This window comes from Luteibacter sp., assembly GCF_009912395.1.
In the GTDB taxonomy this organism is placed as follows: Bacteria; Pseudomonadota; Gammaproteobacteria; order Xanthomonadales; family Rhodanobacteraceae; genus Luteibacter.
This window is the reverse complement of record NZ_WNDO01000017.1, coordinates 38580-61498: the sequence shown is the minus strand read 5'-3', so window position 1 is coordinate 61498 and position 22919 is coordinate 38580. Positions and strand designations below refer to the sequence as shown.

Sequence of the window (22919 nt, the reverse complement as noted above, 5' to 3'; positions counted from 1 at the left end):
ACGGAGCGAGCGTCGATGGTGTCGACACCGAACGATCAGGGAAGGCTGCGCTGATGCGTCGCCGAGCGTCCCTTGCCATGGCGCTGGCCTGCGCGGCGGGCGGAGCCCAGGCCGAGGATTTCATCCGCGATGCCCGTTTTGACGGCGAGCTTCGCCTGTATCGCTTCGATCGTGTCTTCGATACCGCCAACGCCCATGACGAGCGCGCTTGGTCGCTGGCTGGCCTGTTCACGGTGAAGAGCGGCAGCGTCGGCGGCTTCCGTCTCGCGGCCACGGGGTTCTCGGCGCAGTCCCTCGGTACCCGGGCCGATCCACACACCCGGATCGACGCCTCGCTGATGGCCCAGGGGTCATCGCTGAGTGGTTTCTCGCAGGTCTATGCCGAATACGCGGGTCGCGGGGTCACCGTGCGTGCCGGTGACCAGTACCTCGACACCCCCTGGATGGGCCCGTCCGACTCGCGGGTGATCCCGGCCTCCTACCGGGCACTCAATGTCATCGTGGAGGTCGCTCCGGGCTGGAACGTCCAGGCCATCCGCACGCTCCGCTGGAAGAGCCGTACCTCCGATGGCTTCCTGGCCGACAACGTCTACTACCCCTCGCACTGGCGCGGCGACACCATGTTCGGACAGAACGGCACGTTGCCCGCCGACGCCCGGGCGGCAGGCGGGACCACGGCGCTGGGTAGCACCTACGCCTCCGGCGGCCTGAAGGCCCGCGCCTGGTACTACGGTTTTGGCGGGTTCGGTCGGATGGGTTACGCGGACGCCACCTATACCTTCGCCACCGACAGCGGCATCACGCCCTTCGTCGGCGCTCAGGTCCTGCGCCAGACCGGGGGCGCCAACAATGTGCTGGTCGAGAACGCCACACGGGTCAATGGCCTGGCCGGCGATCGCATCGACGCGCGAGCCTGGGGCCTCGACGCCGGCGCGAAGATCGGCCAGGCCACCGTCGGCTTGTCCTACAACCGGGTGGGCAGCCAGAACGGCGCGGTGGGTGGCGGCGCGGTGATCTCGCCCTACACCAACGGCTACGCCACCGATCCGCTGTTCACTACCTCGATGCTTCGGGGCTTGGTAGAGCAAGGCCCCGGACGGGCCTGGAAGGCCCGCGCCGGCTACGGCTTCTTCGATGGCCAGCTCCAGTTGGCCGCCGCCTATGCGCAGTACGACACCCGCTCGCGCGGTCGTAGCCACGATCTCTATGTGGACGTGATCTGGAAGCTCGACCGCTGGGTGAAGGGCCTCCAGGTACGCAACCGCTGGGAGCGGACCGTCGGCGGCAGCAACGGCCTCAATCCCGGCAACCTGCCGTGGACCTACAACCGCCTGATGATTTCCTACCGCTTCTGATCCGCCGGGTTACCAGCCTCGCAGCCAGTCCGCGAAGATCCGTCCGTCCGCCGCCATCGCTTCGGCGCTGGCGCTGCGGGCGAGCATGACCGCCAACGCGTCGGGCACCTCCACGCGTCGGCCGACCAGCGGTTCCACGATGGTGTCGAACTTCGCCGGGTGGGCGGTCGAAGCCATGGTCCAGTCCTTCGTAGGGTCCTCGAAGCGCAGGCGCTCGAACACGTGGATGGCCGTGGCGGTATGCGGGCAGAACACTTCGCCATCGTTGGCGGCATGGCGACGGATGGTGTCGCGAATCTGGGCATCGTCCACACGTTCGGCCCGACCCTGCCGCCGCGCGGCATCCTCGTCGCCGAACAGGTGGCGCAGGCGCTCGAAGTTGCTCGGCGCGCCGACATCCATGGCGTTGGCGATGGTCGCCACCGCGTCGCGTGCCCGGTACGGCTGCCCGGCGTAGAACTCCGGCAACGTCTCGTTGGCGTTGCAGGCGAACACGACCTCGCCGATCGGCAAGCCGATGGCCCTGGCCCATAGGCAGGCCACGGCGTTACCGAGGTTGCCGGTGGGGATGATGGTGTTCATCGGCTGCGTCGCCTGCAAGGCGGCGTGGCCGAAGTAGGCCATCTGCGGCAGCAGGCGGCCGAGGCTGATGCTGTTCGCCGACGACATCGGCACGTCGGCCTGCAAGGCCGGGTCGCCGAGCGCGCCCTTTACCAGGCGCTGGCAGTCGTCGAAGGTGCCTTCCACGCGCAGCGCGCGCACGTTGCCGCCGAAGCTGCCCAGTTGGTGGGCCTGGCGCGGGGAGACGCGGTTGTCCGGGTACAGGATCGCCACGCGCACGCCGGGCATCTCATGGAACGCGGCACCGACGGCGGCGCCGGTATCGCCCGAGGTGGCGACGAGGATCGTAAGCGGACGTGCCTCGTCGCGACGAAGGCGACCCAGGCAGGCTGCGAGGAAGCGGGCGCCGAAGTCCTTGAACGCGGCGGTGGGGCCATGGAACAGTTCGAGCAGGTGGGCACCCTTGATGCGCAGTTCGCGACGCGGGGCCGGTGCCACGAACGCTTCGGCGCAGATGGCGTCCAGTTCGCTCGCGAGCGGGTCGCCCGCGAAGAACGGCGCGAGCATGCGCGACGCGGTGGTGGCGAGGTAGCCGTCGCGGGGCAGGTGGCCCACCTTGGGCATGGATTCGGGAACATAGAGTCCGCCATCCGGTGCGAGACCGGCGGCGATCGCCTGGGACAGGGTGGCCGGCGCGGCACCGCCGCGCGTGCTGACGAAGCGCATGTTCACACCACCCGGGCGGCAGGGCCGTCGACAGGGGCCACGAGCACGTCGGCCGCATGGCCTTCGTCGGCGAAAGCGCCACGCATGGCCTTCGCGGCGGCTTCCGCCGAGGCGCGATCCTCGAACCAGCCGAACACGCTGGGGCCAGCGCCGGAGATGCTGGCGCCCATCGCGCCGTGATCCAGCGCGGCCTGCTTCACCCGTGCGAATCCGGGGATGAGCGGCGCGCGGCGCGGTTCCACGAGCACGTCGGACAGTCCTTCGCGAACCAGCGCGGCCTCGCCGCGGTAGCAGCCGGCAAGCACCAGCGCGAGATTGGCGCTCTGCGCCACGAACTCGCCCAGTGCGTAATGTCCCGCGAGGGCGGCGCGCGCCTTGCGCGTTTCCAGCACCACGTGGGGATGGACCAGGGCGCAATGCCATTCGGCGGGCACCGGCACGCGGACGAGGCGGGTGTCGGTGGACAGCACCAGGCCGCCGAGCAGCATGGGACCGAGGTTGTCGCCATGGCGGCTGCCGCTGGCGACTACCTCGCCATCGAGGGCGAAGGGGTAAAGCGCCTCGCGGGAAAGCGGTTCGTCGAGCAGGGCGTTCGCGGCCACGACGGCGGCCACGCAGGAGGCGGCGGATCCGCCCATGCCGGAACCCAGGGCAATGCCCTTGTGCAGCGTGATCTCGAAACCGAAGGGCAGGTCCAGCGCTTGGCGCATCGAAAGCAGCGCGGCACCGGCGGTGTTGGCGGCGGCCTCTCGCGGCAGGTCGGTGATCACGCCATGGATGCCTGCGATGCGCACCTCGCGCTCGGGAATACGGCGCACTTCGGCGCGATCGCCCGCGCCGGCCACGCAATGACCCAGGATATCGAAGCCGATGCCGACATTGCCGACACTGGCGTAAGCCTCGGCCTGCGCGACATCCGCGTGGGCCTGGGGCGGGGAAGATTCGTTCAGCATGCGCATCGTTTTACTCCCATGGCGCCGGCCACGCGCAGCAGGTCGGTGAAGACCGCCGCAGCCGTGACCTCGGGACCGGCACCCGGCCCCTGTACGACCAGCGCATTGTCGCAGTATCGGCGGGTCGCGAACCGCACCACGTTGTCCGTCAGGCGGGCATGGGCAAAGGGATGGTCAGCCGGAAGGGCCTGCACGCCAACGCTGGCGCGGCCTTCGCGCAACCGCGCCACATGGCGTAGCACCCCGCCGTTCGTGCGTGCCTCGGTCAGCAGTGCGGCCATCGGCGTGTCCAGTTCGTCCAGGCGTTCCATGAACTCGTCGCGGTCGCAGTCGGCCAGGGAGGCGGGGATAAGGCTGCGGATCTCGACATCTTCCAGCGACAGCGGCAGGCCGGCTTCGCGCGAAAGGATCACCAGCTTGCGCGCCACGTCCACGCCGGAGAGGTCGTCGCGCGGATCCGGCTCGGTGTAGCCCATCTCGTGGGCCTGGCGGACGAGGGTCGAGAAGGGCTGCGAGCCGTCGAAACGGTTGAACAGCCAGGCCAGCGTGCCGGAGAGCATGCCTTCGACCGAAAGTAGTTCGTCGCCGGTGTCGATCAGGTCGCGCAGGGTCTGCACCACCGGCAGGCCGGCACCGACGGTGCCTTCGTAGTGCAGGCGCGCGCCGCTGGCGTCCGAGGCCTGGGCAATTCGGCGCCAGCGTTCGAGCGGGCCGCTGGCGGCGCGTTTGTTCGGGGTGACGACATGAATGCCCGCGCCCAACCAGCCCGCGTAGTGCTCGGCCACCGCGTCGCTGGCGCTGCAATCGGCCAGCACGGCCACATGGTCGCCACGGCCGGCCACGTAGGCGGCGAATTCGTTGAGCGAGGTGGGGCGCCAGGTCTGCGCGCCATGGATGCGGCTGTTGAGGGCGTCGTCGTCGCAATCCAGCCACATGTGCCGGCTGTCGCTGACGGCCCGCAGATGCAGCTGGAGGTTGCAGTCGCGCAACAGGCGTGGCGCGGCGAGTCGTAGCTGGGTGAGCAGCGCGCTGCCTACCTTGCCGGGCCCGATCAGGCCGATATCGACAACGAGGGGGCCCGCGGGCATGCGCAAGGGCGCGGCACGCAGGGGTGGATGGGGTAAGGCGTTGGCGATGGACACGAGTAAAGCCTCCAGTTGAGGCCCTTCGTTCGCATCAGGATGGGGTGGTTGCCTTGGGTTCTCCGGCGCCCGTCCCGTCCTGCGGGAGGTCGGGGCCGGCAGCGACAAGGAACTTAAGCGCGCGCGATCTCCGATCCTCCGACCATGGTAATGGTCGTAGTCGCGGTGGTGGTGATGGACGCAAGCGCGCCGGCCGTATGGACGGCCGTTCGGGAAGTCAGCGCTGGCGAGTTGGGATACATGGTGCCGACGGTATGCCCGTTTTGTGCGGTGTGTCAAGAGGGCTTCGCGACAACCGATTGCCCCGCACTGGGTTCCAGCGTTCGCTGGAACGACGGTCTCCCAGCCTCGTCGTTCCTGTGAAAACAGGAACCCAGCGCCCCGGTTTGCCAGCATGGCGAGGGCGTCGCATCGGCTTTTGCGTAGGAGGCCGCGAGGCGACAACCGATGGCCTCGCGCTGGGTTCCAGCGTTCGCTGGAACGACGGCCTCGCAGCCTCGTCGTTCCTGTGAAAACAGGAACCCAGCGCCCCGGTTCGCCAGCATGGCGAGGGCGTCGCATCGGCTTTTGCGTAGGAGGCCGCGAGGCGACAACCGATGGCCTCGCGCTGGGTTCCAGCGTTCGCAGGAACGACGGTCTCCCAGCCTCGTCGTTCCTGTGAAAACAGGAACCCAGCGCCCCGGTCGTCAGACAGACAGGGCGCTGAATCGGCTGGCTTACTTCTTCGACAGGTCGATCGCGTACACGGCCGTGCCGTCGCCGTTGTCGCGCAGCTGGTGGATGGCCAGGCCGAGCGACTTCGCCACGTCTTCCTTGCCCGCCGCGGAGGTGAAGGTGACCGGACCCTTGGTCTTCAACGGCGCGAAGTGCCAGGAACGGCCGTCCACGTCCTTACGGGTGAGGGTCTTGTGCGCCTGCACCCACTTGATGACGACCTCGCGGTTGCCGTCCGGCGCGTTCAGCACGACCGAATCGCCGCCCATGCCGGGGAAGTCACCACCACCGTTGGCGCGGTAGTTGTTGGTGACCACGATGAACGCCTGGCCATCCTTCACCGGCTTGCCCTTGTAGCGCAGGTTGACGATGCGCTGGCCTTCCGGCTTCGAGATGTCGATGGTGTAGGTGATGCCACCCTGCATCTGGTCGAAGTTGTAGCCGGGCATCTTGCCCAGCAGACCCTGCTCGCCGTCCTTCGACGGATCGATCTGGTTGAAGCGCGTGGCGGACTTCTCCAGCCATGCCTTCAGCGCGGTACCGTCGACCTTCACCGCGGCGAGCGTGTTCGGATAGAAATAAAGATCGGACGCGCTACGGATCGTCAGCGGACCCTTCGGCACGTCGGTGAAATCATCCGGACCACCGAAGCCGTTACGGAACGCCGACGCGGTCGACAGGATCGGCACGTCCTTCAGGTCCGGACGCGAACGCGACAGTTCTTCACGCGCATAGTCGATCTGCGCCGCGTTCACCACCGCGATGGCGGTCATGTTGCCCTGGTCGGCGAAGTAGCTAGACAGGTCGTGGTCCACGGCGCCGATCGGCGTGTTGACGTAGGCGATGGCGGCTTCGTGCGCTTCCTGCACCAGCGGTGCGATCGTCGGGTCGGCGTCGACGCACTGGCCCTTCTTCACGCAGATGGGGCGCACTTCACTGTGGCTGAGGTCCTTCTGCACCACCCAGCGACCGCCTTCGCGCTTGAGCGTCATGTTGATGACGCCAAGGTCCTTGCCGAAGAAACCGCCCATCACGGCCGGCACACCACGTACGAGGCCACGCGTGATGTCGACCTCCTTCATGTCGGCGAAGCGGGGCCCCGGGAATTCGGTATGCGAATGACCCAGCAACAGCGCATCGATACCCGGCACGCCGGCAAGGTACCAGCCACCGTTTTCCATCTGCGGCGTATACGGGGCGGTGTTCAGGCCACCGTGAAGGATCGCCACGACGAGATCCGGATGCTGCGCCTGCACTTCGGGCATGTACTTCTGCGCGGCTTCGACCACGCCGTCCACGGTGACCTTGCCCGCGAGGTTGCGCTTGTCCCAGTCCATGATTGGCGGCGGCGTGAAGCCGATGATGCCGATCTTCAATTCGGTCGGCACGGTCTGGCCGGACGCGGTCTTCACGTTCACCGTCTTGGTGACGATGGTCCACGGCTTGAAGATGGGCTTGCCGTCGCGCGCGCTGTACACATTGGACAGCACCAGCGGGAACTTCGGACCCGCGCACTGGTGCGGCGTCACGCCATCGACGTTCATCGCCGTGTTGGTGACCTGCGCGAGGAAGGGCAGGCCGTAGTTGAATTCGTGGTTGCCGGCGGTACCGCCGTCGTAGCCGATCGCGTCCATCGCCTTGTAAATACCCAGCTCGGTGTCGCAGCCCACCGGCTTCACCAGCGCCTGGTAGTCGGCCAGCACGCTGCCCTGGATGGTGTCGCCGCTATCGAACAGCACGGTGTTCGGGAATTCCTTGCGTGCGTTGCGGATCAGCGTCGCAACGCGCTCGTAGCCGAAGCTCGGGTCTTCCTTCTGCTTGTAGTAGTCGTACGACAGGATGTTCGAATGGACGTCGGTCGTCTCGAGGATGGCGAGGTCGAGCGTGGCGCCGTCGGTCAGCGTGGCCGGCTTGGCGGTCTTGGCCGTGGGCGTGCTGGCGCATGCGGCGAGCAGGGCGGCCGAGAGCGTGGCCATCGCGAGGGGCTTGAACATCGTAAGGTGTCCGTAACGTGGGTTTCGGGTGCGGAAGCTAGCAGAAATGAGCCATCCGTGCCTTGTAGGAGCGCGCTTGCGCGCGATCGCGCGCAAGCGCGCTCCTACAGGTGCTCGGCCTTGGCCTGGTCGAAGTAGGTGTAGGTTTTGCCGGCATCCTGCACTTGCTTGGTCTTGAGGATGAATCGATAGCTGGAGCGATTCATAGGCGTGCCATCCACGCGAAGTACCTTCAGGTCGGTCGCGTTGTCGGTAACGATATCGCTGGCCTTCACGGCGAGTCCCGCGCCATCGCGGCCAGTCACCGCTTCGCGCAGTACGCGTCCATCCGTCTTGCCGAGGTCCAGTTTCAGCACCGACGCCAGCGTCGGCGCGAGGTCGACGTTGCCGCTGGGCAGTTCGCTGCGCAGGCCTTGGCGGAAGTCGGGTCCGCTGGCGATCAGCGTGTTGTGGACATCGACGGGGCTGAAGCTGCCATGCATGCCGCGTTCGTTCGACATGCTGGTGTACACCGTGCCCTTGAATCCCTGCACGGTAGCCTCGGCGTCGAAGTCGTAGCTGGCGATGATGTCGGGCGAGCGCTTGTTCTCCAGGCGCACCGTCGACAACGGCAAGGTCCCGGGGATATGCTCATAACGCGCATCGACGAAGATCGCGCCGAACATTTCGCGCGATTGCAGGAAGCGCACGGCTTCGACCACGCGGGCGCGATCATGCGACGGCAGGTACAGATACTCGCTGCCGCCATTCGGTGCGATCACGAAAGCATCCGACGGCAGGTCGGTGGGTATCTTGTACGACGGCGTTGTATAGGCACCGGGCTTGCCGCAGATCCGACCATCATCATCGAAGCGGGTGGGGTGGATCTGCGATCCATCAGCACGTAAGCCCGACATCACCGGCGCATAGACGCAACCGAAGCCATCGAAGGCCTTGAAGCCCGCACGGGTCATCTCGTCGGCGAGGCGGATCGCACCGGACACCGAATAGCCCCAGTCCGCATCGGCGCGACCGACCCGCCCATCGCCGATCGTCCGCAACGGGAACAGGTCCAGCGGGCCGGAGACATTGCTGTGCGCATGGTCGGAGACGATCACCAGGTCGGTGTCCGCATCCATGCCCAGTTCCTTCAGCTTCGCCTCCAGCTTGCCCAGCAGGGCGTCCTGCGCCTGCAAGGCCAGGTGGAAGTTCGGCGAGCCCACGCCGTAGAGGTGTTCGGTGGAGTCCGGGTTGCGCAGCCAGACGAAGCTGAGGTCGGGCTTCTCCACGGGCAGCACATAGGACAGGAAGGCGTCCATCAGGTAAGCATTCGAGGCGGTGGGCGGCGCGCCGGCACCGTCGGAGGCATCGGAGGTGGCGCCGTCCTTCAACGTCACCAGCGGAAGCTGGGCAGTCGGCGTGCCGTTGTCGGGTTCGAGCTGGAAATGGTCCGGGTCGTACGCATGCACCGTGTTGGCCGGCAGCGGGAAGCCGGCCTTGGCCAGCTTCTTCGCAAAGGCCAGGGGCAGGGCCACGTTCTCGTCCAGGATGGTGCCGCCCTCGTGGATATCCTGGAGGAAGGCCGGCCCGGACTTGCCGATCACCGCCGTCTTCAGCCCGGCCTTGCGGGCGCGTTCGAGCAGGGTCGGCGCCTGGAGCAGGTCGTGGTGGTAATGGTCATCCAGGGCGCGCAACACCGCATAGTCTTCGGTATAGATCGGCGCCGCGTAGTCGCTGGGCGCCCCCTTCGCATCGAATCCTTTCGCGCCCGGCACCCAGAAGCGGTTGCCGAAGAAGCCGATCGTCCCCGGGAACGAACCGGTGGCGAAGCTCGACGCGTTGATCATGGTGAAGGTGGGGTAGGTGGCGTGGTTGTCCGCGAAGAAGGTGCCGCGCTTCGCCAGCGCCGCCAGGTTCGGGGTGTCCTCCTCGCTGATGGCATCGGGCCGCATGCCGTCCCACACGAACACGATCACGCGATGGGCGTGGGCTTCGGCGGCGAGCGTCGAAAGGAGCAGGACGGCGAGTCGGGCGAGGCGGCGCATGGACGATGGATTCCCCAGGGTGTCAAAAGCCTGCCATGGTGCGGACCCCATGTTGCAATTCGTGGACGCGTACATTCCGACAAATTGCGATACGAACGATCTAAATCGTCGAAAATCATGGAATCGTAAAAAAACCTAAACACATTGTCTTCACGCTTGGCGGCTTCCCCCTTCCGACGAGCTTGTCTGTCGATGACGTACTCCCGCCGTGTCCTCTTCCTCGCGCTTGCCTCCGCGCTCGCGTTCCAGGCCCATGCCGCCGATAACAACGACGCCCCGCCGCCGAAGACCCAGGACCTCGATGCGGTGTCGGTGATCGGCCAGGGTGAGACCCGCCAGGTCCAGCGCATCGTCCCGGACGACCAGAAGGTGCTGCCGCCGGGTACCAGCCCGCAGAAAATCCTCAACCGCCTGCCGGGCGTGTCGGTTCAGTCGAACGACGCCTTCGGCGCGAACGAGGAATCGCAGACCATCACCCTGCGCGGCTTCAACGCCACCCGCCTGGGCTACACGCTCGACGGCCTGCCGCTCGGCGACAACGCCTACGGCAACTACAACGGCCTCAATATCTCGCGCGCGCTGATCGCCGAGAACATGTCCACCGTGGAGCTGTCCGAAGGCATCGGCGCGCTCGGCACGGCGTCCACCAGCAACCTCGGCGGCGCGATCCAGTACTTCTCGTCCGATCCGGCGAAGACCTTCGGTGGCAAGGTCGCCCAGACCTTCGGCAGCGACCATAACCGTCGCACCTATGCCCGCATCGACACCGGTGACTACAAGGGCTTCTCGATGTACCTGTCGGGCGTGAAAGCCAACGCCGACATGTGGGCCCAGCCGCATTCCGACACCGGCACCAAGCAGTTCAACGGCAAGGCCGTCTACGAGTTCGGCGACGGCAACCGCATCACCGGCTTCGCCGACACCTCGCGCACCAGCCAGGCCGACTACGCTTACCTCTCCAAGAGCGGCATGCAGCGTGGCCTGGGTTGGGACTGGAACCTCTACGCGCCGGACTGGAACCGTGCCCTTGCCGCCGCCTACTGCTCGCCGGCCTACACCAAGGGTGCCGTGAAGGACTCGCGTTGCGGCTTCTCCGGCGGCGTGGACAACATCGACGACGCCTACTTCCAGAGCCGCGCGCTGCGCCGCGACGACCTGTACTACATCGCCGGCGACTTCACCGTGGCCGACGGCGCCACCCTGCATACCCAGGTCTACCACCACGAAAATGGTGGCCAGGGCCACTGGTGGGCACCGGGTCAGAAGTCGTACCCGGGCACCGCCCAGGAACTGCCGATCTCGATCCGTAGCACCAACTACACGATCAACCGCAACGGCGCGATCGCCTCCCTGGCGTGGGACCTCGGCAACCATCATGTCGAAGGCTGCATCTGGTACGAAAAGAACGACCACCACGTCGAGCGCAACTTCTACTACATCACCGGCCCGGTGAGCGACGATCGCTACCTGTCGAACCCGGACCGTCGCCTGTTCTCGCAGGACTACACCATCACCACCAAGCAGGCGTACATCCAGGACACCTTCAAGGCCCTGGACGATCGCCTCACCGTGGACGTGGGCGTGAAGAGCCCGCACACCACGATGACCGCGCGCGAGGTGCCGGGCGTCGCCGTCGAGGGGCCGCTCGCCAACGGCACGCTGAAGGCCAGCAAGTCGTTCCTGCCGCAGGTGGGCCTGGCCTACCAGGTCGCGCCGGGCCAGGAATTCTTCCTGTCGTACGCCAAGAACATCGCGGCCTTCCAGGGTGGCGGCGCGAGCGGTCCGCTACTGGTGACCCAGGCGGCGTTCGACCAGACCAAGTCGAGCCTGCGTCCGGAAGAGTCGCGCACCATCGACGGTGGTTTCCGCAGCATCGGCGACTGGTACGAGGCCTCGGTCGCCCTGTACGACGTCAAGTTCAACAATCGCCTGCTGTCGCTCAATCCCTGCCCCAGCATCGAGCAGAACACGCGTCCGGGTTGCTACACCGCCTTCGTGAACGTCGGTTCGGTCAGCAGCCAGGGCGCGGAGTTCACCTTCATCTGGAAGCCGTTCCATGGTTTCCAGTGGTATAACTCGGCCTCCTTCAATAAGTCGACCTACGATGACAACTACAGCGCCAATGGCGTGGTCGTCCCGGTGAAAAACAAGACCACGGTGGACACGCCCAAGCGTCTGTTCTCCAGCGTCATCAGCTACACCTACGGTCCGTGGTCGGCCAGCCTCGAAGGCAAGTACACCGGCAAGCGCTACTACACCTACACCAACGACCAGAGCGTGGCCGGCGCCACTTCGTTCGACTTCGGCGCCGCCTACAACTTTGGCCAGGTCGGCCAGCTGAAGGCGCTGACGCTGGCTCTCAACATCACGAACCTCACCGACCACCGCTACGCCAGCAACCTCACGGCGTTCGGTGCCACCGATCCGCAGGGCCGCGCCCTGGCCTTCCACGCCAGCGCCCCGCGCCAGAGCTTCGTGACCCTCTCGGCGGACTTCTGATGAAGCCACTTGCACTATCCTGCGCTCTGGTCCTCGCGTTCGGAGCGTTGTCGATGTCCACCCATGCGGAAGATGCCAAGCCGCTGGCGGCCCGGGTGCTGGTGATCGGTCACCGCGGCGCGAGCGCGCTGCGGCCCGAGCACACGCTGGCGTCCTACGCCGTCGCGATCCAGGACGGCGCCGATTTCGTAGAGCCCGACCTGGTCTCCACGAAGGACGGTGCGCTGGTGATCCGCCACGAGAACGAGATCGGCGGCACCACCGACGTCGCCCAGCATCCGGAGTTCGCCAGCCGCCGCACCACCAAGACGGTGGACGGCATGAAGATCACCGGCTGGTTCACCGAAGACTTCACGCTCGCCGAACTGAAGACGCTGCGTGCCCGTGAACGCCTTGCGGACATCCGCAAGGCGAACACCGCCTACGACGGTCAGTTCACCGTGCCCACCCTCGACGAGATGATCGAGTTCGTGGCGGCGGAATCGTCGGCGCGCGGTCGTGTCATTGGCATCATCCCCGAGATCAAGCACTCCACCTATTTCCGCGGCATCGGCCTGCCGATGGAAGACAAGGTACTGGCCACCCTCGACGCCCATGCGTACACGCGCACGGCGCCGGTGGAAATCCAGTCCTTCGAGATCGGCAACCTCAAGTACCTTCACGGCAAGCTGGGCAAGACGCATCCGAACGTGCGTCTGCTCCAGCTGATGGACGCTCCCGAGCAGCACCCGGCCGACGCGCCGGACACCACCTACGCCACGATGATGACCCCCGCCGGGCTCAAGGCCATCGCGACCTACGCGGACGCGATCGGCCCCTCCACCCGCAGCATCATCCCGCTGGCCAAGGACGGCAAGCTGGCCCCCGTGGCACCGCTGGTCCACGACGCCCACGCCGCCGGCCTGGAGGTGCATCCGTACACCTTCCGCCCGGAAAACCACTTCCTCGCTGCGGACTTCCGTAACGACGCAGGTGATGCGGCGCGCAACGAGGAAGGCTCGGTCAAGGAGATCCGCGCCTACCTCGCCACGGGCATCGATGCCTTCTTCACCGACGACCCCGCCCTGGGCCGCAAGGCCGTAGACGGCCGCTGAAGCTGTAGGAGCGCGCTTGCGCGCGATGGGGGCTGCGATTCCCTGCCCCCATCGCGCGCAGGCGGCCACACGACACGGACAGCTCCCGCCCGCTATGATCCCGGGCCACCGCAGTGCCCCAGGGATTCCCCGATGTCGTTAGCCAGGTTCCTTCGCCACAAGTCCGTCGAACAATTGCAGGCGGAGGTCGGCAAGCGCCGGGATTTCCGTCACGTGCTCGGTCTGTGGCAGCTCACCGCCATCGGCATCGGCGGCATCATCGGCGTCGGCATCTTCGTGCTTGCCGGCCAGCAGGCCGCCATGAACGCCGGCCCGGCTGTGGCGCTGAGCTTCATCATCGCCGGCCTGGGCAGCGCCTGCGCCGCCCTGTGCTACGCCGAATTCGCCGGCCTCATCCCGGTCACCGGTAGCGCTTACACCTACGGTTACGCCGTACTCGGCGAAGGTGCGGCGTGGATCATCGGCTGGGATCTCCTGCTCGAATACGCCCTGGTGGTAGCGGTGGTCGCCATCGGCTGGTCCGGCTACGTGCAGGTGCTGCTCGCCACGGCCGGCATACACCTGCCCGAGTGGGCGCAGAAGAGCATGAGCGCCGACACCATGACCTGGTACTGGCAGCAGTTCCTCGGCTCGCTCGGCGTGCAGGTCGCGCATCCGGTGGCCGTGCCCACCGAGCATCATCGTTTCAACGTCATCGCCGCCGGCATCTCGGTGCTGGTCGCGGTGATGCTTTCCGTGCGTACCGAATGGGGTGCTCGCCTCAATACCTTCATCGTCGCCATCAAGGTGATCGGCGTAGCGTTGGTGATCGGCGTGGGCGCGTTCTACATCAACACCGCCAACTGGCATCCCTTCATTCCCGAGCGTGTCTTCGACGACAAGGGTGCGGGCCACTTTGGCTGGCAGGGCGTGCTCACCGGCGCCAGCGTCGTGTTCTTCGCGGTGTTCGGCTACGACACGCTGACCACGGCGGCGGAAGAAGCCAAGAACCCGCAGCGCGATCTTCCGCGCGCGGTCATGCTTTCGCTGATTGTCGCGATGGTGCTCTACATCGCCGTCTCGCTGGTGCTCACCGGCATCGTGCCGTATGCGCACCTGAGCGGCGACGCCTCGGTGTCCGACGCCTTCAACGCCATCGGCCTGCCGTGGATCGGCAACGTCATCGCCGCCGCCGCCGTGGTTGGCGTCATCAGCGTGCTGTTCGCCTTCATGCTCGGCGCGGCGCGCATCTGGTTCGCGCTGTCGCGCGATGGCCTGCTGCCCGCCTGGTTCTCGCGCGTGCATCTGCGCTTTGGTACCCCGGCCCGTCCCACGATGATCCTCGGCGTGTTCACCGCCCTGGTCGCCGGTCTGCTGCCCATCGGCGAGGTGGCCGAGCTGGTCAACATCGGCACGCTGAGCGCCTTCATCCTCATCTGCGCGTCGGTGCTGGTGCTGCGCAAGCGCAAGCCGGATCTGGAACGCAAGTTCCGCACGCCGTTCGTATGGTTCACCGCCCCGCTGGGCATCCTGTTCTCGCTGGCGCTCATCGCGGGCCTGCCGTGGATCACCTTCGAGCGTTTCGCCATCTGGATGGCGATCGGCCTCGTCGTGTACTTCTGCTACGGCGCGCGCCACAGCAAGCTCAACAACCCTCAGGATTGATGCCATCGCCAGGGAGCAGCGGCCGCAGGCGCCGTTCCTCCCTGGCGCGTATTGAATCGACCTGGTTGCGCCACCAATATTTGCTCCTTGAACTTTCCCAGGAGCAGGCGCATGGCCGACCTTTCGTCCTTTGAGATCACCCGTCGCTGGCCGGCGGCGCATCCCGATCGCATCCAGCTCTATTCGCTGCCCACGCCCAATGGCGTGAAGGTATCGATCCTGCTGGAAGAGCTGGGCCTGCCCTACGAGGTACACCTCGTGGACATCGGCAAGAACGAGAGCAAGCTGCCCGAGTTCGAATCGCTGAACCCCAACGGCAAGATTCCCGCGATGATCGACCCGGACGGTCCGGGCGGTCAGCCGCTGGGCCTGTTCGAATCCGGCGCCATGCTGCAATACCTCGCCGAGAAGACCGGCCGCTTCATCCCGAAGGATGCCGCGTGTCGCTGGGAAACGATCCAGTGGGTGTATTTCCAGATGTCGGGCCTTGGCCCCATGTTCGGCCAGCTCGGTTTCTTCCATAAGTTCGCCGGCCGCGAATACGAGGATAAGCGTCCGCGCGATCGCTACGTGGCGGAGGCCAAGCGCCTGCTCGGCGTGCTCGACAAGCGCCTCGACGGCCGCGAGTGGATCATGGGCGACGAATACACCATCGCCGATATCGCCTCGCTCGGCTGGGTGAATAACCTCATTACCTTCTACGAAGCGCGCGACCTGGTCGGCTTCGACAACTACACGCACGTGAAGGCGTGGCTGGAACGCGGTCTTGCGCGTCCGGCAGTCCAGCGCGGACTGAGAATTCCCGCCCGTTCGTAAAAAGACGGGGCGAAAACGGCCTGATTGCATGGAGCCCCCGGATTTCCGGGGGCTTTTCGTGTAACTCCTGCGAACGGTTGCGGGCGTCCTCCCGCCATTCCTCCGTTACGGACAAGGAGTTATCGATGAAGCGCCTGATCTTAGCCAGTCTCCCCGTGCTGACGATGCTTGGCCTCGGCACCGCCGAATCCAGCCGCGCCGCGACACTCACCAACCTCGGCCACAACATCGGCGCGCAATGCGTCGCCACGGGCATCAACAACCAGGGCACCGCCGTCGGCACCTGCCTGCAAGCCAGCAACAACGGTGCGCCGATTCCCTGGATGATGGTGCGCAACCTCCAGACCGGCCTCGCAGGCCTGTCCGCCGGCATCTCGTGCAGCGTGCTCGGCATCGCCAACAACGGCACCATCGTCGGCAGTTGCCTTGATCCGACCAGCGTGCCGTTCGGCGTGACTTGGACCGGGCCCTCCATCGTTCCTGTGAAGCTGGCGCCACTGTCGGGCTTGCTGGGCATCGACGTGCAAGTGCGCACCACGCCGACGGCATTCAACCAGGCGGGTTTCGTCGGTGGGCAGAGTATCGCGTTCGATGGCACGTCGACGGCGGCCCTGTGGCGTCCGGGTGATGCGACCGCGTTGCTCGTATCCAATTCATCCGACAACTGCGAGGTCGTGGCCATCACCGACACCGTGGGCGAGGCGTATCCCGTGGTGCTGATGAATTGCCCGCTGCCCAATGGCCGCTGGACAGCCAAGGTCGCCACGGCGACCGGCGTATTGCGCACCTATATCTCCACCCCCCTCACCATCGCGCCGGGTAGCGCGTATTGCAAGGCAACCGGTATCAACAACGCGTCGCAGATCGTCGGCTCGTGCTTTTATCCGTCGTCACCCTTCAGCCAGACGGCCATCTGGGCCAGCCCCACGGCGACACCCGCACTCATGATCCTGCCCAACTTCGCGGGAGACTCCATCGGCAAGCGCAACGCGGGTTTGTTCATCAACACTGCTGGCCATATCGTCTTCTCGTACCAGACAGACGAAGGCAAAACCGCAGTCGGCTACCTCGATTCCCTGGTGAACATGCCCACCTTCGTCCCCGCACTCGACCCCGGCACGAACACCGTGGCCGTCGGCTTCGGCGACAACGATCGTATCGTCGTGGTCGCCGACAACGCCACCGGCAACAAACAGGCCGCCGTCTTCGATCCATCGTCACCCACGGTGCTGAGCCCCATCGCCCAACTTCCGGGCGGAACCAACACGGTGCTCAAGGCAGTCTCGCGCTCCGGCGCCTACACCGCCGGCGTCGCACAAGACGCCACCCACAACGACAACGCCGTAAGCGCAACCCTCCCCTAACGCGACCACCCCTGTAGGAGCGCGCTTGCGCGCGACGGGTGCTAGCGACACCCCACATCGCGCGCAAGCGCGCTCCAACACAATGACTCACCGCTCCCGTTATGGCATCGTTCCCCACGCATTGCTTCAGGGGGAATCATGCGCTGGATCACGCTCGCGTTAGGAGTAGGCACGTTGTCGCTCGCATCGACAGGTGCCATGGCTCAACAAGCAGAACAGGCATCGGCACTACCGCCCGCCTGCATGGACACATCCCAACTGAAAGCCTGGACCGTCCCCGACGGCCCGGTCGGCATGCTCATGACCGAATCGCGCAATCGCTACCTCAAGCGCGCCGAACGCGTCGAAACAGGCGACACCACGGCGCGACTGGACCTCGCCCACGACCTCATCGACTGCGTCGCCGAGCACAAACCGGTCCCCGACGATCGTCGCCACCTGGCGATGAGCTGGCTCGAAACGGCGGCGAACGCAGGCGACCGCGTATCCGCGATGACACTGGCCCGCATCCACGCGGCCGGCACCGGTGTGCCGGTGGACGACGACGAGGCCTATCGCTGGTACGCGCTCGCCGTTCCCTCGGCGGCCGACGAGGTCACCCGACACGAAACGCACTACGACATGGATGCCCAGCAGGCGCAGCGCTTCACGGTATGGGCGGAACTGGCGAGGTCGTTGCTGACCCCAGGACGCCTCTATATCTACCCGCGCGACTTGCGCGGCCAGGCATGGCCGGCCTTCTCCCTCACCTTGCACTTCACCGGCTGCGACGGCCAAGTCGTGGTACAGGTCGCCGATCCGGTGTTCGACGACCGGCGTGTCCACTACATCCAGAACCAGGTGGCGACGGCGCTGGCCCGCTACCCCTCGGCACCGTCCTCATGCACCAACAAGCGGGGAGAGCCCATCCCGTGGCAGCTGCCGATCCATGTGAAGGCAGGACTGAACGCCCCGCCGGCGGTGTCGATGGTGTCGGGAAAGGGCGGCCTGACGAACGCTGAAGTGGTGATCCGGTCATCTCGTCAAAACGTGACGGGATGACCGAAGGGGGGAGCGTATATATCTATTAGTTAGATTGCCGAATAGTGCGTGCACTGAGGATGGCATCGCACCATGATCCCGTCATCCCGTCATCCCGTCATCCCGTCATCCCGTCATCCCGTCATCCGCGGCGGCATATCATTCGTCGAAGATCCATGCATGCCTATGGGCGACACGAAGATGGGTCGCGCATCGCCTGCATGAAAGCCGCTTGGAACACACAAGCACTCTCACGCATCCCCGCATGGGGCGTGACAAGCATCTAAAGCTCCACCCGACAACGGCGCGCGATATCGACTATCGGAAGAAAGGGCGCGCATATGAATCGACGCGCGATGACCGAAATAGTCATCCGATACATCGCGAATGCATCCACTCGCGGGCGGCGCCTACAGACAATTCTGTGTTGATTTGCTACGGTGGCTAGGCTGTCAAAGGTGTCAGTGAATGACATCGCTGGCAGTCATCGCTTCGGTGACGCACGCCGGGGGAGGTTAGCGGCCTCCCCCGACGCACGGGTCACTGAGTAATCCATCAAGTAGTCAACGCTACTCAAGGAGTCAGACCCCCATGACCGTCGAACATCATACGGCAGTCTCCCGCCCGCCGCTTCCCCGCGGTGGCCCCCGCTCCGGTGTCCGGGCCGTTCCGGCCTATCCCGAACGCGGTTGACGAATCGCGGCTTTCGGCCGCGCCCGTGAGTTTTCTCCTGCCGTAAGCACCCGGCGTGTTACAGCGCGTCGGTTCACGGGGCCCTGAAGCCGCGTCCACTTCCGATATCAAGCCGCCCGGCGTCCGGTCACGGACACGCCGGAGCCCCTTGTCGTCCCGGAGCGATGTGCGTTTGTTGTTGTTTTGACCGTGCCCCGTCATGTCCGCATGGCGGGGCACACCGGGTGCGAGGGAGCGGCGCCTACCCAAGGAGCCACTCATGAAGGACACGAAGGACCACTGGATTCTGGAGGACGACGATGCCTCCACCGACGCCCTGCTCAACGAAGCCAGCGAATGGTTCGCCTATGCGCAAGGCACGACCAGCTTGCTGGCGGAATGCATACGCGACGAGCTCGGCGATCGTCGCGAACTGTCGCTGGCACTCGGCGGTGTGGCGGCGTTGATTTCTGTCGGCAACGTCTGTGTCCAGCGCGCGCATACGCAGGTGCTGTTCGACGGCACGCCCCTGCGCTCTACAACGGAGCCGCCGCATGCGGATTGAATACGGCATGGGTGTCGAATACATGCAGATCGCTCTGGCGCTGGGTCTGATGCTGGTCAACGTCCTGATCTTCATCGACCGTCGCCCGGGCATGAATATCGCCTTGCGTGGGGCACGCGGATTCGCGGTCGCGGCGTTCGCCAGTGCTATCGTCGCTTTGATAGCGCTACAGCATCTATTGCTTCAAGTATGGTTTCACCCCAACGACGACACCGCCTTCCTCATCTTCGAAATGGCGATGATCGGCATGACACTGACCACCTCTGCAGCCATCGCTTTCTGGTTGCTCTCTCGCTGGCACGTCTGACGGTAGGAGCGCGCTTGCGCGCGATGGGTGTTCGCGGCAACCGGGCATCGCGCGCAAGCGCGCTCCTACAACAGCGTGGCGAAGCTGAGAATGCGATGGCCTCGGCGTTTAACCGGGGACATCGCGCATTCTTGCGCATCCACCCATGACCTCTGGCATAGGGCCGCTCCCTGAACGGGAGCTAGCATCGGTGTCTTGCGCAATCCACAGGGGAGCGCGCCGATTCGCTCGCTAAGGATGGCCGGGCACCCATGGTTCCTCGGAGTACCGTTGTGAAATCCACCCTTCTTGCTTCCGCGCTGCTGGCCGCCCTGGCCGGTGTCGGCGCTTCCGCCGTTCGCGCGGACGATGTTCCGCCCATCCAGGACGCGCCGTACAACGGCACCCTGAAGCTCAATGTCGACGCCACCGACCTCGATCGCCGCATCTTCCGCGTGAAGGAGTCGATCCCCGCGCAGCCCGGTCCGCTAACCCTGCTGTTCCCGGAGTGGATCCCCGGCCATCACTCGCCGACCGGTCCCATCGACCAGTTCGCCGGCCTTATCGTGCATGCCGGTGGCCAGCGCATCGAGTGGAAGCGCGACCAGTACAACGTGTACGCCTTCCATGTGGACGTGCCGGCCGGTGCCTCGTCGGTGGAGGTGGAATTCCAGACGCTCACGCCGCAGGACCCGCGCCAGGGCCGCATCGTGATGACCAACGACATCGTCAACGTGCAGTGGAACCAGGTGGCGCTGTATCCCGCCGGCTACCGCGCCGACAAGGTGCAGGTGGAGCCGACGGTGAAGCTGCCGGCCGGTTTCCAGTTCGGCACCGCGCTGGAGCAGGCCAGCAAGGACGGTGACACGGTCACCTTCAAGGCCATCGACTTCGACGACCTCGTGGATTCGCCGATCTTTGCCGGCCGCTACTTCAAGCGCGTAGACCTCGACCCGAACGGTCGCTCGCCGGTGCACCTGAACATCGTGGCCGACAACGCCAAGTCGCTGGAAATCAAGCCCGAAGCGCTCGAAATCCACCGCAAGCTCGTCCAGCAGATGGACAAGCTCTACGGCGCGCGCCACTACAACCACTACGACTTCCTGCTGGCACTGACCAACCAGCTCGGCGGCATCGGCCTGGAGCACCACCGTTCTTCCGAGAACAGCGCCATGCCGAACTACTTCACTGAGTGGGACAAGAGCTGGCTCGGTCGCGACCTGCTCGCCCACGAGTACAACCATTCGTGGGACGGTAAGTACCGCCGCGGCGCCGACCTGGCCACGCCGAGCTTCAACGTGCCGATGGGCGACAGCCTGCTGTGGGTGTACGAAGGCCAGACGCAGTTCTGGGGCAACGTCGTGGCCGCCCGCTCGGGCCTGGTCAGCCAGGACCAGGCGCGCGAACTGCTCGCCTTCGTCGCCGCCACCTACGACAAGGGCCGTCCGGGCCTGTCCTGGCGCACCATTCAGGACACCACCAACGATCCGACCATCGCCCAGCGTCGCCCACTCTCGTACCGCAACTACCAGATGAGCGAAGACTACTATTCGGGCGGCCAGATGATCTGGCTCGACGTGGACACCAAGCTGCGTGAGCTGACCAAGAACAAGCGCTCGCTTGACGATTTCGCCAAGGCCTTCTTCGGCATGAAGGACGGTGACTGGAAGGTCAATCCGTACACCTTCGAAGACGTGGCCAACACCCTCAACGGCATTACGCCGTACGACTGGGCCAGCTACCTGCGCGAGCGCGTGGACGGCCACAAGGGCGACCTCGAAGGCATCGAGCGCGGCGGCTGGAAGCTGGTTTACAACGACAAGCCGTCCGACGTGGTGAAGATGTTCGAGATGCGTCGCGGCTACACCGACCTGACCTACTCCGCGGGCTTCGCGGTGTCGGGCAAGGGCGATATCTCCGACGTGCGCTGGGACGGCCCGGCCTTCAATGCCGGCCTCTCGCCGGGCATGCACATCGTGGCGGTGAACAACAAGGAATTTAGCGGCGACGTGCTGAAGGATGCCGTCACCGACGCGAAGACCAACAAGGCACCCATCGAGCTGCTGGTGAAGAACTTCGACCAGTACAAGACCATCAAGGTCGACTACCACGAAGGCCTGAAGTACCCGCACCTGGAGCGCGACAAGAGCAAGCCCGACTGGCTGGGTGAGCTGTACAAGACCAAGTGAAGGAAAGGGCGCCGCGAGGCGCCCTTTTTTTTAGGCATGGTGCGTTGAATGCGGCTCGTAGACGGGGATCAGATTGATCTGGCTGATCGTGATTCGATTGCCTCGCGGGAAAATCCGAAAGCTCTTTGTGCCAAGTGGATTGTCTTGGGGGCGTGGAAAGTGCAGAACGGTTTGATTCGGGCGAAACTCCATTTCGTGGCCGGGGTTCGCTCCGCGATCAGCTTCGATCGTCGGCAGATAGTCTGTAAGGCGCTCGACGGTGTACGTGATCTCGCAGCGGTAGCCCGGGTAGTCAGAGCCCACGATGATGATCATCTCCAGATGGTTGCGGCGATCATTGTTACTGTCCGCCCCCGCGCTGAAAGTGATGCTTTTGGGTCCATCGATCGGATACCCATTGATCGTTGTTTTCGCATCGCCATGTGCGCCGCAAATGAAGTATTTGCTCCTGAAGCCGTCGTTAAGCGGATGGGCATCGGCAAATTTGTCCTCAAAGGACGTAGGCGTGTCATGCGGACGTCCCCGGGTTGATCCATGGATCTCGACGGGATGATTCCCGTCCTGGTCGTGCAGGTGGAAATTAAGATTGATGATGATGCTCATGGCGTCGATCCCTCTCATGATCCGTGTGAGGCGAGCATCGATGCTCGCCCTGGCAGGAGATCACGACAAAGACGGATGGACCATGTGTCGGTGGTTGTAGGCGCCAGGCCGCGAATTCGGATACGGCGGGCGCATATGACTGATGTCAATGGCATTCTCCGCGACAGGCCTGTCGCGGTTTTCCCTGGCATCACGACGCGGACGCTGGCTCAACGGCTAACGATCGATACCCGGCGTATCACCAGTTTTCCGCGCAGATTTTCGAAGCGGATCTCGTTGGCCAGCGGATCGTTCGGCGGATCGTCGGGGAAAGGGCAGACCAGCACGCCGTCGCGCACGCCACGATGGATCGTCAGGGTCGGACCGCGGCGATGGTCGCGGTAGAAGGCGACCAGCTCCGCGTCCTGCTCCAGCCCCTCGCTGGAATACTGCAGCACGAACTGGCACTGGCCATCGCCCAGCGACATCAGCATGTCGAGGGAGCCCTGGCAGTCGAGCTTGGCCACCAGCTGGGTGGCCTCGTCCGCTTCGTGGGTCAGGGCCAGGCAGTCCGCCTGCGGGCCGCTCCAGCGGGTGTAGCAGGTCGCAACCGTGCCGTCCCCGATGGCCTCGGCCGTCGCGAAGTTCTCGTCGTAGTGGGTCAACCAGCCCTGATCCATTCGCCACCCCCCGTTCCGGGGCTCCTGCCAAACCTCTGG

At 65.2% G+C, this 22919-nt stretch carries 17 protein-coding genes; 10 read left to right on the top strand and 7 right to left on the bottom strand.

Annotated features, from left to right (window positions below):
* Window positions 1-53: 53 nt before the first annotated feature.
* Window positions 54-1355, top strand: coding sequence for an OprD family outer membrane porin (locus GAK28_RS15585; protein ID WP_291781076.1), 1302 nt, complete (start codon window positions 54-56; stop codon window positions 1353-1355).
* 9 nt (window positions 1356-1364) lie between these two features.
* On the opposite strand, the gene thrC is transcribed toward GAK28_RS15585, so the two are convergent.
* The 5 genes from thrC to GAK28_RS15560 all read right to left on the bottom strand — a co-directional run bounded on the left by thrC (window position 1365) and on the right by GAK28_RS15560 (window position 9469).
* Complete coding sequence (thrC, locus tag GAK28_RS15580) at window positions 1365-2642, bottom strand: threonine synthase (protein WP_291781074.1); 1278 nt, start codon at window positions 2640-2642, stop codon at window positions 1365-1367.
* Window positions 2643-2644: 2 nt separating this feature from the next.
* The gene (locus GAK28_RS15575; RefSeq protein WP_291781072.1) at window positions 2645-3595 is read right to left on the bottom strand and encodes a homoserine kinase; all 951 of its coding nucleotides are present in this window, start codon (window positions 3593-3595) and stop codon (window positions 2645-2647) included.
* Window positions 3589-4683: a homoserine dehydrogenase gene (locus GAK28_RS15570; RefSeq protein WP_291781194.1), complete on the bottom strand. Its 1095-nt coding sequence runs from the start codon at window positions 4681-4683 to the stop codon at window positions 3589-3591. Before GAK28_RS15570 ends, GAK28_RS15575 begins: the two co-directional genes overlap by 7 nt.
* 770 nt (window positions 4684-5453) lie before the next feature.
* On the bottom strand, window positions 5454-7445 hold the full coding sequence (locus GAK28_RS15565) for a bifunctional 2',3'-cyclic-nucleotide 2'-phosphodiesterase/3'-nucleotidase (protein ID WP_291781069.1): 1992 nt from the start codon (window positions 7443-7445) through the stop codon (window positions 5454-5456).
* 104 nt (window positions 7446-7549) lie between these two features.
* Complete coding sequence (locus GAK28_RS15560) at window positions 7550-9469, bottom strand: nucleotide pyrophosphatase/phosphodiesterase family protein (RefSeq protein WP_291781066.1); 1920 nt, start codon at window positions 9467-9469, stop codon at window positions 7550-7552.
* A 192-nt stretch (window positions 9470-9661) separates the two neighbouring features.
* Between GAK28_RS15560 and GAK28_RS15555 the strand changes: the two genes are divergently transcribed.
* From GAK28_RS15555 to GAK28_RS15515, 9 genes are all read left to right on the top strand, one after another.
* On the top strand, window positions 9662-11968 hold the full coding sequence (locus GAK28_RS15555) for a TonB-dependent receptor (RefSeq protein WP_291781063.1): 2307 nt from the start codon (window positions 9662-9664) through the stop codon (window positions 11966-11968).
* A 53-nt stretch (window positions 11969-12021) separates the two neighbouring features.
* Window positions 12022-13062 carry a glycerophosphodiester phosphodiesterase gene (locus tag GAK28_RS15550; RefSeq protein ID WP_291781060.1) on the top strand — a complete coding sequence of 347 codons (1041 nt, stop codon included), beginning with the start codon at window positions 12022-12024 and terminating at the stop codon, window positions 13060-13062.
* A 132-nt stretch (window positions 13063-13194) separates the two neighbouring features.
* Window positions 13195-14706, top strand: a complete 1512-nt coding sequence (locus GAK28_RS15545; protein ID WP_291781057.1) for an amino acid permease — start codon at window positions 13195-13197, stop codon at window positions 14704-14706.
* Between the two features lie 111 nt (window positions 14707-14817).
* Window positions 14818-15522 carry a glutathione S-transferase N-terminal domain-containing protein gene (locus GAK28_RS15540; protein ID WP_291781054.1) on the top strand — a complete coding sequence of 235 codons (705 nt, stop codon included), beginning with the start codon at window positions 14818-14820 and terminating at the stop codon, window positions 15520-15522.
* A gap of 125 nt (window positions 15523-15647) precedes the next feature.
* The gene (locus tag GAK28_RS15535; RefSeq protein WP_291781051.1) at window positions 15648-16886 is read left to right on the top strand and encodes a hypothetical protein; all 1239 of its coding nucleotides are present in this window, start codon (window positions 15648-15650) and stop codon (window positions 16884-16886) included.
* 198 nt (window positions 16887-17084) lie between these two features.
* Window positions 17085-17927: a hypothetical protein gene (locus GAK28_RS15530; protein WP_291781048.1), complete on the top strand. Its 843-nt coding sequence runs from the start codon at window positions 17085-17087 to the stop codon at window positions 17925-17927.
* 931 nt (window positions 17928-18858) lie between these two features.
* A complete protein-coding gene (locus tag GAK28_RS15525) occupies window positions 18859-19143 on the top strand; it encodes a hypothetical protein (protein ID WP_291781045.1) in 285 nt (94 codons plus the stop codon).
* Window positions 19133-19450 (top strand): hypothetical protein, encoded by a 318-nt coding sequence (locus GAK28_RS15520; RefSeq protein WP_291781042.1) that lies wholly within the window; start codon window positions 19133-19135, stop codon window positions 19448-19450. The genes GAK28_RS15525 and GAK28_RS15520 overlap by 11 nt, the downstream gene beginning before the upstream one ends.
* Before the next feature lie 251 nt (window positions 19451-19701).
* The gene (locus tag GAK28_RS15515; RefSeq protein ID WP_291781040.1) at window positions 19702-21618 is read left to right on the top strand and encodes a M61 family peptidase; all 1917 of its coding nucleotides are present in this window, start codon (window positions 19702-19704) and stop codon (window positions 21616-21618) included.
* A gap of 30 nt (window positions 21619-21648) precedes the next feature.
* On the opposite strand, the gene GAK28_RS15510 is transcribed toward GAK28_RS15515, so the two are convergent.
* Both GAK28_RS15510 and GAK28_RS15505 read right to left on the bottom strand, forming a co-directional pair.
* On the bottom strand, window positions 21649-22221 hold the full coding sequence (locus tag GAK28_RS15510; protein WP_291781037.1) for a hypothetical protein: 573 nt from the start codon (window positions 22219-22221) through the stop codon (window positions 21649-21651).
* A 209-nt stretch (window positions 22222-22430) separates the two neighbouring features.
* A complete protein-coding gene (locus GAK28_RS15505) occupies window positions 22431-22865 on the bottom strand; it encodes a hypothetical protein (RefSeq protein WP_291781034.1) in 435 nt (144 codons plus the stop codon).
* Between the last annotated feature and the right edge of the window lie 54 nt (window positions 22866-22919).